Below are 14,807 nucleotides of genomic sequence, written 5' to 3'. Positions count from 1 at the left end.
CAGCGTGCCATTGCAAGCGCTGATGAACTCTCATCGCGGCCAATCGGAACAGGCGACGCTATTTCGAACCGAAGCCGGTCAGCATCGTGCGGATCGTCCGCAGCACGATCAGCATGTCGAGCCACGGCGAGAAATATTTGATGTAGTAAAAATCGAACTGCAGCTTGTCGAGCACGTCGGCGACGCCGGCGACATGTCCCTGATTGACCTGCGCCCAGCCGGTGATGCCGGGATGGACGATGTGGCGATAGCGATAAAAGGGGATCTCGCTCTCATACCATTCCGACAGCGCGCAGGCCTCGGGCCGCGGGCCGATCCAGCTCATCTCGCCGCGCAGGATGTTGATCATCTGCGGCAGCTCGTCGATCCGGCTGTGGCGCAGATAGCGGCCGAGCCGGGTGATCCGCGCGTCGCCGTCCTGAGTGATGGCGCTGTCGCGTTCGCCCTGAGTGACGGGGTCGTCGCGCATCGTGCGGAACTTGTAGACCGTGATCGGCACGCCGCGATAGCCGACGCGCTTCTGCTTGAAGAGCGCCGGCCCGCGCGAATCGAGCTTCACCGCCAGCGCGACCAGCAGCAGCGCCGGCAACAGCAGCAGCCCGATCAACACCGCGCCGACAAAATCGATCAGCTGCTTGATCTTGATATAGCCCAGCCCCGGGACCAGCGAGCCGAAGCTGTTCTCCGACAGATGCTCGATATCGACGCGGCCGGTGACCGATTCCTCGATCTGCTTGACGTGATAGACGGGCACGCCGCTGATCGCGCGCTCTGCGATGAAGCGCTCCCAGTCGTCCGACAGATCGGCGCGCAGATCGACCACGATGCCGTCGCATTCGGGCAACGGCGCGCCGCTTTCGCGCAGCCAGATCCAATCGATCCTCGGGATGCGGTTGACCTTGCGCGCCTTGCCCACCGGGACCACCGCCAGTCGGCGCGGCCGCGCGCGGGCGCCCATCACATGGCAGGCGAAGTACCAGGATTCGCACAGCACGAAGCTCGTCGCGAAGGCCAGGCGGCTATAGTCGATGCGGAAGAAGAAGAAGACCGTCAGCGCGATCGCATAGGTCGCGGTGAAGGTCGGTACGACATAGGAGGAACTGCGCGCACCGGGGAAAAACACGAAGCGGCGGAAGAAGTAATGGCCGACCAGGACCGCGGACAGCGTCGCATAGAGCACATTGCGCTGGACGATTTCCGCCGCGGCGAAATCGGTACCGCCAAAGACGAGAAACGGCAGCCCGACCGCCACGACCAGCCCGCCGATCAGCTGGGCGAGGCCGTTATTGGCGATCGCCCGGTGATTGACCGACGCCTTTTGAATGGCCGAGATCCGATGGACATTCATCGTCCCGTTCAAGCCCCTTTGTCGCCGATGGGCGGACCGTCCGATGTGTCGCCTTGCGACATCACAGAATCCGGTCTCCCTTGCTGCGGTGCGGTAACACATCCGGCGGGGGATGGAAAACCCACCGAATGCGACGTGTAAGAAATGACGTTATCTCAGGTTAAACCCGGTAGCCGCGAAACCATGTCACGAAGCGTGGCACACCTTGCTCGATCGCGGTCGTCGGCACGAAGCCGATGTCGCGGGCGATGTCCGTAATATCGGCGAACGTATCCTTCACATCGCCGGGCTGGATCGGCTGGTCGATGCGAATCGCCGCCCGGCCGCAGGCCTGCTCGATCAGGTCGATCAGCCGGTCGAGCCGTTCGGAGCGATGGTTGCCGATATTGTACAGCCGGTGCGGGCTGACGCTGCCGCCGGGTTTGGGCGCGCCATCGTCGGGCGGCGGGCGGTCGAGACAGCCGATCACGCCGGCGACGATATCATCGACATAGGTGAAATCGCGCTTCATGTCGCCGCCGTTGAACACCTGGATCGGCCGCCCGGCGAGGATCGCGTCGGTGAACAGCCACATCGCCATGTCCGGGCGGCCCCATGGGCCATAGACGGTGAAGAAGCGCAGCCCGGTCTGCGGCAGCCGGAAGAGATGCGCGTATGTCTCGCTCATCAACTCGTCGGCGCGTTTGGTCGCGGCATATAAGGACAGGGGTCGGTCGACGCGCGCGGTGAGCTCGAACGGCAGGCTCGTACCGCCGCCATAGACCGACGACGACGAGGCGTAGACGAGGTGGGCGACCTTGCGCGCCCGTGCCAGCTCGAGGATGTTGACGTGGCCGACCAGGTTCGACTGGACATAGGCGTGCGGATTTTCGAGCGAATAGCGCACCCCGGCCTGCGCCCCGAGATGGACGATGCGGTCGATATCATGGGGCGCCAGCGCCGCGACCAGCGCGGCATTGTCGGCAAAGTCGATCCGCAGCATCGTGAAGCGACCATCGGCATCGCGCGCGATCTCGGCGAGCCGGTCTTCCTTCAGCCGGACGTCATAATAGTCGTTGAGATTGTCGATGCCGATCACGCGCTCGCCGCGCGCCAGCAGCAGCCTGGCAACGTGCATGCCGATAAAGCCGGCGACTCCGGTGACGAGAACAGCTTCGCCCATTTCCATCCTCACACCGCCGACAAGCGCGCCTTAGCGCGGGGCGCCTGCCGCTTCTAGACCGCGATGCGCAAGGGCGCGGTGGCGGGCCGGGCGCGCGGCTGGTCGGGCCAGATGCCGCGCGTGTCATAAACCAGCTTGTCGGCGCGTTCGTCGAGCGGCACCGATTTGAACACGTCATGGTCGACCAGCACGATCATCGCGCCGCAGCGTTCGATCGCGCTGTCGATATCGGTCATCCGCGCGCCGGTCCCGTCGAAATCGCACGGCAACGTATCGGCATAGGGCTCGACGACATGGATGCGCTCGCCGAAGCGCGCGGCGAGCGCGGCAGCAACCTTGAGCGCCGGGCTCTCGCGGAAATCGTCGATATTCGCCTTGAAGGCGAGGCCAAGGCAGGCGACCTGCATCGCAGGGTTGGCAGCGATCATCGTTGCGGCACGCTCGATGACATAATCGACCTTGGCATCGTTCACTTCGCGCGCGGTGCGGATCAGCGGCGTGTTGGCGCGGTCGGCATTGACCAGGAACCATGGGTCGACCGCGATGCAATGCCCGCCGACGCCGGGGCCGGGCGAGAGAATGTTGACGCGCGGATGGCGGTTGGCGAGGCGGATCACCTCCCACACATCGACCTCCATCGTGTCGGCGATACGCGACAATTCGTTGGCAAAGGCGATGTTGACGTCGCGAAACGCATTTTCGGTCAGCTTGGTCATTTCCGCCGCGCGGCTCGTCGTGGTGACGCACGCCCCGCGCACGAAGCGCCGGTAAAAGGCCAAAGCCTTGCGTGCGCAGCGCGGCGTGATGCCGCCGATGACGCGGTCATTGTCGATCAGCTCGACCAGGATACGGCCCGGCAGCACGCGCTCCGGGCAATAGGCGATGGCGATGTCGGGGCTGTCGGTGCAGCGCCCCGGCACCTTGAGGTCGGGGCGCAGTTCGGCGAGCAGGTCGCGCACCTTCTCGGTGGTGCCGACCGGTGAGGTCGATTCGAGGATCACCACGTCGCCGGCCTTGAGCACGGTCGCGACGGTGGTCGCGGCGCGCAGCACATAACCGATATTGGGGGCATGGTCCTCGCCGAACGGTGTCGGCACGGCGATGACGAACACGTCCGACGGCTCGATCTGCATCGCGGCGCGCAAATTGCCGCGCGCGACCACGCCCGAGACCAGCCCGTCGAGATCGACTTCCTCGATATGCACCTTGCCCGAATTGACCGTGTCGACGACCGATTGCGTCACGTCGATGCCGAGCACCGAGGCGCCGGTGCGGGCAATGATCGCGGCGGTCGGCAGACCGATATAGCCAAGGCCGAGCACGGCGACCTTCAGTTCAGAAACCATCGGCGACGATCCTCGCAATCCTTGCCGACGCATGGCCATCGCCGAACGGATTGTGGGCGCGGGCCATGGCCGAATAGGCAGCGCTATCGTCGAGGAGGGTGAAGATTTCGGAAACGATACGATCGGCGTCGGTGCCGATCAGCTTCGCCGTGCCGGCAACGACGCCCTCGGGACGCTCGGTCGTCTCGCGCATCACCAGCACGGGTTTGCCGAGTGCCGGGGCCTCTTCCTGCACGCCGCCCGAATCGGTCAGCGCGATGTCGCACAGGCCGAGCGCGCGGACGAAATGGGGATAGTCGAGCGGGTCGATCCGCGCGACATTGTCCCGGTTGCCGAGCAGGCGGTCCATCACCGACACGACATTGGGGTTGGGATGCACCGGAAACAGGATCGCGACATCGTCGCGGTCGGCAATGCGGCCGATCGCACGCGCGATATTCTCCATGCCGTCGCCGAAATTCTCGCGGCGGTGCGTGGTGACGAGAATCACGCGCTTGCCGGCGAAGCGCGCGGCGATCTCGTCGAGGCCGGCTGCCATGCCGGGATCGGCATCGAGCCGCGCCTGGGTCGCTAGCAGGGCATCGATCACCGTGTTGCCGGTGACATGGATCATGGCCGGCGCGATGTTCTCGCGGCGCAGCGCCTCCGCCGCGGTCTCGGTCGGGGCGAAATGCTGGTCGGCGATCGGCGCGACGATGCGGCGGTTCACTTCCTCGGGCCAGGGCTGCCAGATGTCGCCCGAGCGCAAGCCCGCCTCGACATGGCTGACCGGCACCTTGCGGTAATAAGCGGCGAGCGCGCCGACCATCGCGGTCGCGGTATCGCCCTGCACGATCACGCGATCGGGCCGCTCGGCGTCCATCACCTCGCCCAGCCCGGTGAGCAGCCGCGCGGTCAGCCGGTCGAGCGACTGGCCGGGTTCCATCAGGTCGAGGTCGATATCGGGTGTCAGCCCGGCGATCGCCAGCACCTGGTCGAGCAGCCCGCGATGCTGCGCCGTCACGCACGTCCGCACATCGAGGCCGGGCGCGGCGCGGAGTGCCGCCACGACCGGGAAAAGCTTGATCGCTTCGGGCCGTGTGCCGAAAATGACGAGAATCTTGCGCAGCGCTGCCATGCGCCCCTGCTAGGCCGGTGAGCCTTAAAACCGCGCTAACCGCAGACCGGGCAGCCGGGATCCTTGAGCAGGGTGATGGTGCGAAAACGAAAGGCGAGCGCGTCGGCAAGCAGCAGCCTGCCCGCCGGGTCGTCGCCGAACGGCACGATCGCGCGGATCGTCTCGAGCGCGGCAAGACTGCCCATCACCCCGGTCATCGCGCCGAGCACACCCGCCTCGGCGCAATTGGCCTCGGCGCGATCGGGGTCGGCACCGACCAGACAATGATAGCAGGGCTTGTCGCTTTCCCAGCCGCGATAGACCGCGAGTTGGCCCTCGAACTGCGCGACCGCGGCGGAAACGAGCGGGATGTGCAGCGCGTAAGCGGCTTTTGCGACGGCGAGACGGGTGGGGAAATTGTCGCAGCCATCAAGGACAACATCGGCGCTCTCGATCAGGCTGGTGGCATTGTCGGCGGCAACGCGCGTCTCGACGATCCGCACATCGACGCCGGGGTTGAGCCGTGCCACCGCAGCTGCGGTAGCGGCAACCTTACTACGGCCCACATCGCTCCCGCCGAACAGCGTCTGGCGCTGGAGATTCGACAATTCGACGCGGTCGTCATCGATCACCACCAGCGTGCCGACCCCGGCCGCCGCGAGATACTGGATCGCCGGCGAACCGATCCCGCCCGCGCCGACGATCGCGACCGTCGCGCCGCGCAGCCGGCGTTGCCCCGCACCGCCGATTTCCTTGAGCACGATGTGACGGGCATAGCGCGCCAGGTCTTCGTCGCTGAGGCTCATTTGCCCCAGTCGTAGACGAGCGTCGTGCGATACCATTGCTCGCCCGCACCCGCGCCGCGCGCCGGAAGGTTGCCGCGTGCAAAGCCGATCACCAGCCCCGCGCTATATTGCTCGACAGTCGGGCAATCGATCGCGCGCGGCACGGCCTTGCGGATCGTCCCGTCGCCGCCGACCAATGCGGCGATGTCGACGCGAACGATATAATGGCCGTCGACCGGCTTGGCCGTGGCACAGCGCTTTGCGGCGATCTCGCCGGCGACGAACTGCTCCATCGCCGGTGTGATCTGTGGCGGCGCGACATAGGGCAAGGGGGCGAGCGTCGCCCAGTCCGCCGGCACGGGCGGCGGTGCCACCGCTTGCGCGGCGACCTGCAAGATGAGCGGCAATAGCATCAGCGTCCTGTGGATCCGAACCCTCCAGCCCCGCGCGCAGTATCCTCCAACGCATCGACCTCGTCCAGCGTGGCACGCTGGACCGGGGCCGGAACGAGTTGAGCGATGCGGTCGCCGCGCGCGATGGCGAAGGGTTCGGTCCCGAGATTGGCGAGGATGACCTTCACTTCGCCGCGATAGTCGCTGTCGATCGTGCCGGGCGTGTTGAGGCAGGTCACGCCATGCTTCAGCGCGAGGCCCGAGCGCGGCCGCACCTGCACCTCATAACCCTCGGGAATGGCGATGGCGAAGCCGGTGGCGACCGCCGCGCGCGCGCCGGGGGCAAGCACCATTTCCTCGGCGGCGACGACATCCATGCCGGCGGCGCCCGCAGTCGCATAGGCCGGCAGCGGCAACCCATCGCCATGTGCCAGGCGCTTCAGCTGGATGGTGATCGGGCTCATGTCATTTTCTCCGCAATGCGCTGCGCCAGCCGGGCGGCGACCTCGTCCTTGGGCAGGCGTTCCCAGCTCTCGACACCGTCGGCGGTGACGATGTGGATGCTGTTGTCCGTGCCGCCCATCACATCGCCCGACACGTCATTGGCGACGATCCAGTCGACATTCTTCCGCGCGCGCTTGGCGATCGCGTGCTCGACGACCTTTTCGGTCTCTGCGGCAAAGCCGATCAGCAACCCCGGGCGGCGTGCGTCGCTGGCCAGCGTTGCAAGAATGTCGGGATTCTCGACCAAAGTCAGCACCGGCGCGCCGGCACCCTTCTTGATCTTCTGTCCCGCCGCCGCGACGCGCCAGTCGGCGACGGCGGCGACCATCACCGCGGCATCGGCGGGCAGCGCGGCGAACACCGCGTCGTGCATCTGCACTGCCGTTTCGATATCGATCCGCGTCACCCCCGCCGGGGTCGGCAGCGTTACCGGACCGGCGACCAGCGTCACCCGCGCGCCGAGCGCGGCCAATGCCCCGGCAAGGGCGAAACCCTGCCGCCCCGATGAGCGGTTGGCGATATAACGCACCGGGTCGATCGGCTCATGCGTCGGGCCGGCGGTGACGATGACATGCTGGCCGGCGAGCATCAGGCCGCGAGCAGACCCTGGATCGCACCGAGGATCGCCTCGGGCGTCGGCAGTCGGCCGGGGCCGAATTCGCCGCACGCCATCTCGCCCTCATCGGGTTCCATCACGGTGACGCCATCGCCGCGCAGCGTCGCGACGTTGCGGCGGGTCGCGGCGTGCTGCCACATGCGCACATTCATCGCCGGCGCGGCGAGGACGCGCTTGTCCGTCGCGAGCAGCAGGGTGGTGGCGAGATCATCGGCGATGCCCGCCGCCATCTTGGCCATCAGATCGGCGGTGGCAGGTGCCACGACGACGAGGTCGGCTTCGCGGCTGAGCTGGATATGGCCCATTTCGGCCTCATCCTTGAGGTCCCATAGCGAGGTGAACACCGGGTTCTCGCTCAGCGCGGCGAGCGTCATCGGCGTGATGAAATGCGCGCCGCCTTCGGTCAGGACGCAGCGCACGCCGATCCCGGCCTTGCGCGCCAGCCGGATCAGCTCGCAGGCCTTGTACGCGGCGATCCCGCCGCCGACGATCAGCAGGATGCGTTTCACCGCACCACCCGCGTGACGATGATGCGGCGCTTGTCGGTCGCCGCGGCATAGAGGTCGCGCAGCGCATCGGGCGCAAAGGCCAGGCCGACGAGAAGGGCAGGGGCGATCATCAGCCCCCAATAGAAGGTATCGGTGCGCCCGAACAGCGACAGCAGCACGGCGTAGCCGGCAAAAATCGTCGTCGCGCGCAGCGCCAGCGGCTCGCGCCATGCCGACCAGCCGATCAGCGCCAGCCCGACCAGCGGTGCGGCGAGCCATGGCGGCGCCAGGGCAAGCGCGGTCGAGATGCTCATCGTCTTCACGAAAAAGCCGAAGCCGAGCAGGCCGGCCCAGCCCGGCGAAGCGGGGTCGGTCGGGTTGACCACCTGCGCCACGGCATGGGCGTGGAGGGCGACGACCAGCGCGAAAACGCCGATCGAAGCGAGCCAGCCAAGGCTCTCGCGCCGATGCCCTTCATACCAGGCAAGCACCGCCATGATCCCGACATAGAGGCCGGCGGTCTCACGGACGAGCATCGCGATCATCCCGAACGCGACCGCCTCGACCCAGCGATCCTCACGCCGCAGCGCCAGCGACAGCGCGATCAGCAGACCGGCCCAGATTTCGTGAAACGCCACCAGTTCGCTCTGCACGAAGGCGGTCATGCCGCCCGTCAGCAATACCAGCGCGATCGCCAGCGGCGGTGCGCGCACAAAGGCCGGTCGCAGCCGCACGAACCAGGAGAGCATCACGCTCGCGGCGAGCAGATAGAGCAGGATGACCGGCGCCCAAATCGGCAGGCGCGCCTCGAACAGCGCCAGCGTCGGCAGCCGGAAGGTGACGAAGGGCCGCATCGGATAGTTGCCGACGCGCAGCGCCTGTGCCGCCACGTCATAATAATTGCCCCCGCCGCGCACCCCGGCAACGATCGATTCGTATAGGACGACGTCGGCCTGGTCGTTGGCGCGTGCCGCCGGATCGTGGCTCACCGGCGGCGGGCTCGGCGCGGTGAGCGCGAGCAGGGTCGCGGCGAGCAGCAAGGCGCAACAGGCCAGCACGATCCGCGCCGGCAAACGCTTCATGCCCGAAAAACGCGACGGCGCGGTCAGCCACAAGGGAACAGGCGCGCGGCTCGCCATGCGCGGCTAGCGCAGAACCGCCAGCGTCGCGGCGACGCTCGCCGCAGCCGACAGGATCGCGATCACGACATAACGCCAGCCGCCACCGATCCGCACCACCTCGATCTCCTTGAGCGGCGGTGCCGGCGGCGCGCCGCCCGGCGCGGGAAAGCGCGCCTCGATATTGCGGATCAGTTCAGGCAGCCGCGCCAGCGTCCTGAAGTCGGTGATCAGCCGGTCGGCGAGCGCCGCTTCCGGCCCGAGCTCGGTACGGATCCACTCGCGCACGAACGGCGCGGCCGATTCCCACAAATTGATGTCGGGGTCGAGGCTCGTCGCCACGCCCTCGACCATCACCATCGTCTTTTGCAGCAGCAGCAGATGCGGCTGGGTCTGCATGTCGAAATCGCGCGTGATCGAGAACAGCCCGTCGAGCATCATGCCGATCGACATATCCTTGACCGGCATGCCGCGCATCGGCTCGCCCACCGCGCGCAGCGCGGTGGCGAACTCCGCGACACTATGATGCGGCGGGACATAGCCGGCCTCGAAATGGATTTCGGCGACGCGCTTGTAGTTGCCGGTGATCAATCCGTAGAGAATCTCCGCCAGCCACACCCGCGCGCGCCGGTCGATCCGCCCCATGATGCCGAAATCGATCGCGGCGATGCGGTTGCCCGGCAACGCGAACAGATTGCCCTGGTGCATGTCGGCATGGAAGAAGCCGTCCGAGATCGCCTGGCGCAGAAAGGCGTGGACCAAAGTGTCGGACAGTTTTTTGAGGTCATAGCCGGCGGCGACCAATGCGGGTCGGTCGGAAAGCTTGATGCCGTCGACCCAGGCGATGGTCAGCACCCGGCCGGTGGTGCGCTGCCAGTCGATTGCCGGCACGACATAATCGGGCTCGGCGGTCATCGAATCGGCGAGTTCGGACGCCGAGGCCGCCTCGCGCCGCAGGTCGAGCTCGCGCGCGGTCCAGCGCTTGAAGGTTTCGATGACGAGCCGCGGGCGCAACCGCGACAGCTCGCCGCCCATCGCCTCGACCTGCGCCGCCGCCCATTGATAGGTGTCGATCGCGCGCGCGAACTCTTCCTCGACGCCGGGGCGCAGCACCTTGACCGCGACGATGCGCCCATCGGTGGTGACGGCACGGTGGACCTGCGCGATCGAGGCGGCGCCGATCGGCACCGGATCGATCGAGGTGAAGAGGTCCTCGGTCGGGCGCCCGAAGGCACGGGTCATTGCGGCGTGGATCTGTTCCCAGGGTACCGGGGGCAGGGTGTCCTGCAAACGCAGCAGGTCGTGTGCCGCCTCGTCGCCGACCAGATCGGGGCGCGTCGCGAGCGTCTGGCCAAGCTTGATCGCCGCCGGGCCGATCGCCTGGAAGGCATCGGCATAGCGCGGCACCGCGGGGACGCGCGCACCGAACCGGGCGATGCGCGCCAGCCGGCGAATCGGTGTCGGCGTGTTGGGGTCGCGCTCGATCCCGCGCAGCGCGCCGTGCCGCGCGAGGATCCGGCCCCATTTGAGGAGCCGGGCGAGATGGACGATGGGGGCGGTCACGAGCGCTCTTTCTGGACCCCGGCCTGCGCCGGGGTTTGAACATGCTGCCGCATCTTCAAATCTTCCAGCCGCTATGGATCGCGACCAGCCCGCCGAGCATCGGCTCGACCCGCGTGCGGATGAAACCGGCCTCGCCGATCATGCGCTCGAAGGTCGGCATGTCGGGGAAACGGCGAATCGATTCGATCAGGTAGCGATAGCTGTCCTCGTCATGCGCGAGCAGCTTGCCGACCTTGGGCACGATCTTGTGCGAATAGCTGTCGTAGATTTCGGCGAAGCCCGGCCACAAGGTGGTCGAAAATTCGAGGCAGAAGAACCGCCCGCCGCGTCTCAGAACGCGGTGCGCCTCGCGCAGCGCCTTGGGGATGTCGGTCACGTTCCTGATGCCGAAGGCGATGGTATAGGCATCGAAGAAGCGATCGGGGAATTGCAGCGTCTCGGCATTGGCCTCCGACCAGACCAGCCCGTCGATGCCGCGCTTGGCGGCGCGCTCGATGCCGACGTCGAGCATCGCCGGGTTGATGTCGGCGACGGTGACGCTCGCGCCCGATTTGGCGAGGCGAAAGGCGATGTCACCGGTGCCGCCGGCCATGTCGAGAATCGTCTCGCCCGCGCGCGGCTGGACGCGCCGGACGAAGCGATCCTTCCACAGTCGGTGCATCCCGCCGGACATGGCGTCGTTCATCAGGTCGTAGCTCGAGGCCACACTGGTGAACACGCCGCCGACGCGACGCGTCTTTTCGTCGCGGGCGATGTCTTCGTAGCCGAAGGAAACGGTGTCGGTCATGTGAGCGGCTCTAGCCAAGGCTTGTGGCATCGGCAAACGCAACCTAGCTCCGGGTGCATGCCGGAGCTTCCCGAAGTCGAAACCACCGTCCGCGGGCTCGAGCCCGTCCTTGCCGGTCAACGCCTGACGCTGGTCGAGCCGCGACGCGCCGATCTGCGCCGGCCCTTCCCCGAGGATCTGCGCCAGCGGCTGACCGGCGCGACCGTCACCATCCTGCATCGCCGCGCCAAATATGGCCTGATCGATACCGATCGCGGCGATACGATGATCTTCCATCTCGGCATGTCGGGGCGCTGGCGCGTCGACCCGGCCGAACTGCTGCCGCACGACCATTTGCTGATCGAGACCGCGAGCGGCCGCCGACTCGCGCTCAATGATCCGCGTCGCTTCGGCTCGGTCGATCTGCTGCCCACCGCCGGGTTGGCGGACTGGCCGGCGTTCCGCGCGCTGGGGCCTGAGCCGCTGGGCGACGCGCTGTCCGCGGAATATCTTCTCGCCGCGCTTGCCGGCCGCAAGGCGTCGATCAAGCTGATGCTGCTCGACCAGCGCATCGTCGCGGGGCTCGGCAACATCTATGTCTGCGAGGCGCTGTTCCTGGCGCGCATCTCGCCGAAGCGGGCTGCGGGGCGGATTTCGCTGCCGCGGCTCGAACGACTCGTCGCGGCGATTCGCGAGGTCCTGCTCGCCGCGATCGAGGCCGGCGGCTCGTCGCTGCGCGATTACGCCCGCCCCGACGGCGAGTTGGGTTATTTCTCCAAACAGTTCGCCGTCTATGGCCGCGAGGGTGAGCCCTGCGCCTGTGGTGGCACCGTCCAGCGCTATGCCGAAGGCGGCAGATCGACCTTTTGGTGTCCGAAATGCCAGCGTTGAGTTGACCGCCGGGGGGGGACTCGCTAAGGGCGTCGCCTTCCGGGGCAGCGGATTCGATTCCGCAGCCCTTTTTCATTGACGATATATTCGAGGTTTTTCGATGGCGAACACGCCGCAAGCGAAGAAGCGCATCCGCCGCAACACGCGCCGGGCCGAAATCAACGGCAACCGCGTCGGTCGGATTCGGACCTTCGTGAAGAAGGCTGAGGCTGCGCTCGCCGCCGGCGACAAGAGCGCCGCTTCCGAGGCGATGGCGCAGGTTCAGCCTGAGCTGATGCGCGGCGTCGCCAAGGGCGTGCTGCACAAGAACACCGCATCGCGGAAGTTCTCGCGCCTGACCAAGCGGCTCACCGCCCTGGCCTGATTCGTCCGTTCCGGACCAGAAACGATTGCCCGCCGGGACCTTGTTCCGGCGGGCTTTTGCTGTGCGTTTTCCGCGATCGTCGAATGTTCTTAAATCGTTCGCATACCGGGTTTTTGAAACGCCAAATGGCGACTCCCGAAAAGGCAGGGTTTTCGGCGATTCGCAGGGCCTGTGCGCCGGATGATTTCATTGGCGTCCATTTTCACCAAGCAATTTCAGCGGGTTGTCATTTTTTCAACGGAAAACCGAGGCGGAATCCGAGTCAACCGGTTTATTTCGGTTTTATGACCGATTGTGGACTTGCTCGACTCGCTCCGACCTCTCCATAAACGACCTTCGCCGCGCAGACGTTTCGGTCTCGCGACTAGCAATTGATCGTCGACGTAGACGGGTGGTGATTCCGCCCGTGGGGGTTTTTTGTCTGATGAAATGTGGCGGCGGGTGTGCGTGTAGGCGCCCCGCGCGGAAGAGGGATGAGGCGTGGCGGGTTTGGTGGCCGAAGAGATGATGTCGCAGGGCGCCGTGGCCAGGGCGTGGATGACCGTGCGCGCGCATCTGCGCGAGTCGGCGGGCGTGCGCCTGTTCGACCAGTGGTTGAAGCCGATGGAGCTCGTCGCCGGTAGTGATGGTGAGTCGGTGCGCCTCGCACTGCCTTCCGCCTTCATGACCAACTGGGTCCGCAATCATTATGCCGAGCGGCTGCTGCAGGAGTTCCGCGCGATCCTGCCCGAGGTGCGTAACGTGTCGATCGAGACGCGCAGCGCGACGGCCGCGCCCAAGGTTCTGACCGTGGTGCCTGCGACCGCCGTCGCTGCCGCGCCCGTCGCAACCACGCCGGCGATCCGACCGACGCTCGATCCGCGCTTCACCTTCGATCGCTTCGTCGTCGACCAGTCCAACCGTGTCGCGTTCAATGCCGCCCGCGCGCTGGCCGAGCCCGGCGTGCCGCGCTTCAGCCCCCTGTTTCTCCACAGCGGCACGGGGCAGGGCAAGACCCACCTGATGCACGCCATCGGCGCGGCGTTCCTCGACGCCTGCCCGGATGCCAATGTCATCATGATGTCGGCCGAGCGCTTCATGTTCGAGTTCGTCCAGGCGGTGCGCGCCCGTGCACAGCGTCAGGCCGATCAGGACACCCACGCCTTCAAGACCCGTTTGCGTAGTGCCGATTTGCTGATGATCGACGATCTGCAGTTCATCGCCGGCAAGGATTCGACCCAGGAAGAATTCTTCCACACCGTCAGCGAAGTGATGGCCTCGGGCAAGCGACTGGTGATCAGCGCCGACCGCTGCCCGCAGGGGCTCGACGGCGTCGAGGCGCGCATTCTCTCACGGCTGTCGGTCGGCCTCGTCGCCGACATCAAGGCGCCCGATCTGGCGCTGCGCCGCGCCGTGCTGAACCGCAAGCTCGCCGACCTGCCCGATGTCAGCGTGCCCGAGGAAGTGCTCGACATTCTCGCCACACGCATCACCGCCAGCATCCGCGACCTCGAGGGCGCGCTCAACCGCGTCATCGCCTATGCGCAACTCACCGGCGAGACGATCACGCTCGACTTCGCCATCGCGACGCTGGGCGACACACTGCGCGGTGCCGAGCGCCGCGTGACGATCGACGAGATCCAGAAGGCGGTCTCGACGCATTTCGCGCTCAAGCCGGTCGATCTCGTATCGGCACGCCGCGCCGTCGTCGTCGCGCGCCCGCGCCAGATCGCCATGTACCTCGCCAAGCGCCTGACGACGCGCTCGCTGCCCGAGATCGGCCGCAAGTTCGGCGGCCGCGACCATTCTACCGTGATCCACGCCGTGCGCCGCATCGAGGAACTGCGCGACACCGATCGTGAGATCGACGGCGCGGTCAGGACGTTGCTGCGCGAGCTGGAAGGCTGACCTGATTGCCGGCGACGGGCGTAGGTAATAGGCTCAGCGGCTCATATCTTGGGGAGCCGCACCATGCGGGTTGTCGGATGGGGCAAGAGCCTGACCCTTCGCCTTTCCAGGGCGATGGTCGATCGCCTCGGTCTCAGAAGGGGTGACGCCATTGTGGTACCGACAGCCGATGGCGCAGCGCGCGCCGTCGCCCGTGAACAGGCGTTGGCACGGTTGCGCGCGTTCCGTGGGCTGATGCCGGCCGCTTTCCGTTTCGATCGCGACGAGGCCAACGTCCGATAGTTCGATCGGTCACAACACCGTTCGTCACTCCGACAACCTGATTCCGTCCGATGAGCGCGAAGATTGCGCGCATATTCTCTCAAACCCCTCCCCTGAAGGCTACAGCATTCACACATCGTGGTTGCCATGTGGTTTTTGGTCTGATTCGATGTCCTTGAGAGCGGGAGGACATGATGGAGCAGACGCTGGGCCGATTTGG

Annotated in this window: 14 protein-coding genes and 1 pseudogene; 4 read left to right on the top strand and 11 right to left on the bottom strand. The window is 66.5% G+C overall.

Going from position 1 to position 14,807, the window contains the following annotated elements:
• Positions 1 to 58 precede the first annotated feature (58 nt).
• The 11 genes and pseudogenes from U1839_RS21580 to U1839_RS21530 all read right to left on the bottom strand — a co-directional run bounded on the left by U1839_RS21580 (position 59) and on the right by U1839_RS21530 (position 11,205).
• Positions 59 to 1,348 (bottom strand): sugar transferase, encoded by a 1,290-nt coding sequence (locus U1839_RS21580; RefSeq protein WP_332805637.1) that lies wholly within the window; start codon positions 1,346 to 1,348, stop codon positions 59 to 61.
• 160 nt (positions 1,349 to 1,508) lie between these two features.
• Positions 1,509 to 2,510: an NAD-dependent epimerase/dehydratase family protein gene (locus U1839_RS21575; RefSeq protein ID WP_332805636.1), complete on the bottom strand. Its 1,002-nt coding sequence runs from the start codon at positions 2,508 to 2,510 to the stop codon at positions 1,509 to 1,511.
• A 53-nt stretch (positions 2,511 to 2,563) separates the two neighbouring features.
• Positions 2,564 to 3,856, bottom strand: a complete 1,293-nt coding sequence (gene wecC, locus U1839_RS21570) for a UDP-N-acetyl-D-mannosamine dehydrogenase (protein ID WP_332805635.1) — start codon at positions 3,854 to 3,856, stop codon at positions 2,564 to 2,566.
• Positions 3,846 to 4,973, bottom strand: coding sequence for a non-hydrolyzing UDP-N-acetylglucosamine 2-epimerase (wecB, locus tag U1839_RS21565; protein ID WP_332805634.1), 1,128 nt, complete (start codon positions 4,971 to 4,973; stop codon positions 3,846 to 3,848). Before wecB ends, wecC begins: the two co-directional genes overlap by 11 nt.
• Before the next feature lie 35 nt (positions 4,974 to 5,008).
• Positions 5,009 to 5,758, bottom strand: coding sequence for a HesA/MoeB/ThiF family protein (locus tag U1839_RS21560; RefSeq protein WP_332805633.1), 750 nt, complete (start codon positions 5,756 to 5,758; stop codon positions 5,009 to 5,011).
• On the bottom strand, positions 5,755 to 6,150 hold the full coding sequence (locus tag U1839_RS21555; RefSeq protein WP_332805632.1) for a hypothetical protein: 396 nt from the start codon (positions 6,148 to 6,150) through the stop codon (positions 5,755 to 5,757). The genes U1839_RS21560 and U1839_RS21555 overlap by 4 nt, the downstream gene beginning before the upstream one ends.
• Complete coding sequence (gene dut, locus U1839_RS21550) at positions 6,150 to 6,593, bottom strand: dUTP diphosphatase (protein ID WP_332805631.1); 444 nt, start codon at positions 6,591 to 6,593, stop codon at positions 6,150 to 6,152. The genes U1839_RS21555 and dut overlap by 1 nt, the downstream gene beginning before the upstream one ends.
• Positions 6,590 to 7,758 (bottom strand): annotated as a pseudogene (gene coaBC, locus U1839_RS21545) (bifunctional phosphopantothenoylcysteine decarboxylase/phosphopantothenate--cysteine ligase CoaBC). Before coaBC ends, dut begins: the two are co-directional and overlap by 4 nt.
• Positions 7,755 to 8,876 (bottom strand): hypothetical protein, encoded by a 1,122-nt coding sequence (locus tag U1839_RS21540; RefSeq protein WP_332805630.1) that lies wholly within the window; start codon positions 8,874 to 8,876, stop codon positions 7,755 to 7,757. Before U1839_RS21540 ends, coaBC begins: the two are co-directional and overlap by 4 nt.
• A gap of 6 nt (positions 8,877 to 8,882) precedes the next feature.
• Positions 8,883 to 10,418 carry a 2-polyprenylphenol 6-hydroxylase gene (ubiB, locus tag U1839_RS21535; protein WP_332805629.1) on the bottom strand — a complete coding sequence of 512 codons (1,536 nt, stop codon included), beginning with the start codon at positions 10,416 to 10,418 and terminating at the stop codon, positions 8,883 to 8,885.
• A gap of 55 nt (positions 10,419 to 10,473) precedes the next feature.
• Positions 10,474 to 11,205, bottom strand: a complete 732-nt coding sequence (locus tag U1839_RS21530) for a class I SAM-dependent methyltransferase (RefSeq protein WP_332805628.1) — start codon at positions 11,203 to 11,205, stop codon at positions 10,474 to 10,476.
• A 57-nt stretch (positions 11,206 to 11,262) separates the two neighbouring features.
• Here U1839_RS21530 and mutM point away from each other — a divergent pair, with 57 nt between their 5' ends.
• The 4 genes from mutM to U1839_RS21510 all read left to right on the top strand — a co-directional run bounded on the left by mutM (position 11,263) and on the right by U1839_RS21510 (position 14,608).
• A complete protein-coding gene (mutM, locus tag U1839_RS21525) occupies positions 11,263 to 12,075 on the top strand; it encodes a bifunctional DNA-formamidopyrimidine glycosylase/DNA-(apurinic or apyrimidinic site) lyase (protein ID WP_332805627.1) in 813 nt (270 codons plus the stop codon).
• Positions 12,076 to 12,175: 100 nt separating this feature from the next.
• Positions 12,176 to 12,439, top strand: coding sequence for a 30S ribosomal protein S20 (gene rpsT, locus U1839_RS21520; RefSeq protein ID WP_281128671.1), 264 nt, complete (start codon positions 12,176 to 12,178; stop codon positions 12,437 to 12,439).
• Positions 12,440 to 12,943: 504 nt separating this feature from the next.
• Positions 12,944 to 14,326, top strand: a complete 1,383-nt coding sequence (dnaA, locus tag U1839_RS21515; protein WP_332805679.1) for a chromosomal replication initiator protein DnaA — start codon at positions 12,944 to 12,946, stop codon at positions 14,324 to 14,326.
• 63 nt (positions 14,327 to 14,389) lie between these two features.
• Positions 14,390 to 14,608: an AbrB/MazE/SpoVT family DNA-binding domain-containing protein gene (locus U1839_RS21510; RefSeq protein WP_332805626.1), complete on the top strand. Its 219-nt coding sequence runs from the start codon at positions 14,390 to 14,392 to the stop codon at positions 14,606 to 14,608.
• The last annotated feature ends 199 nt before the right edge of the window (positions 14,609 to 14,807 follow it).

This window comes from Parasphingomonas halimpatiens (assembly GCF_036663795.1).
In the GTDB taxonomy this organism is placed as follows: Bacteria; Pseudomonadota; Alphaproteobacteria; order Sphingomonadales; family Sphingomonadaceae; genus Sphingomonas.
This window is presented reverse-complemented; position numbering and strand designations above follow the sequence as displayed.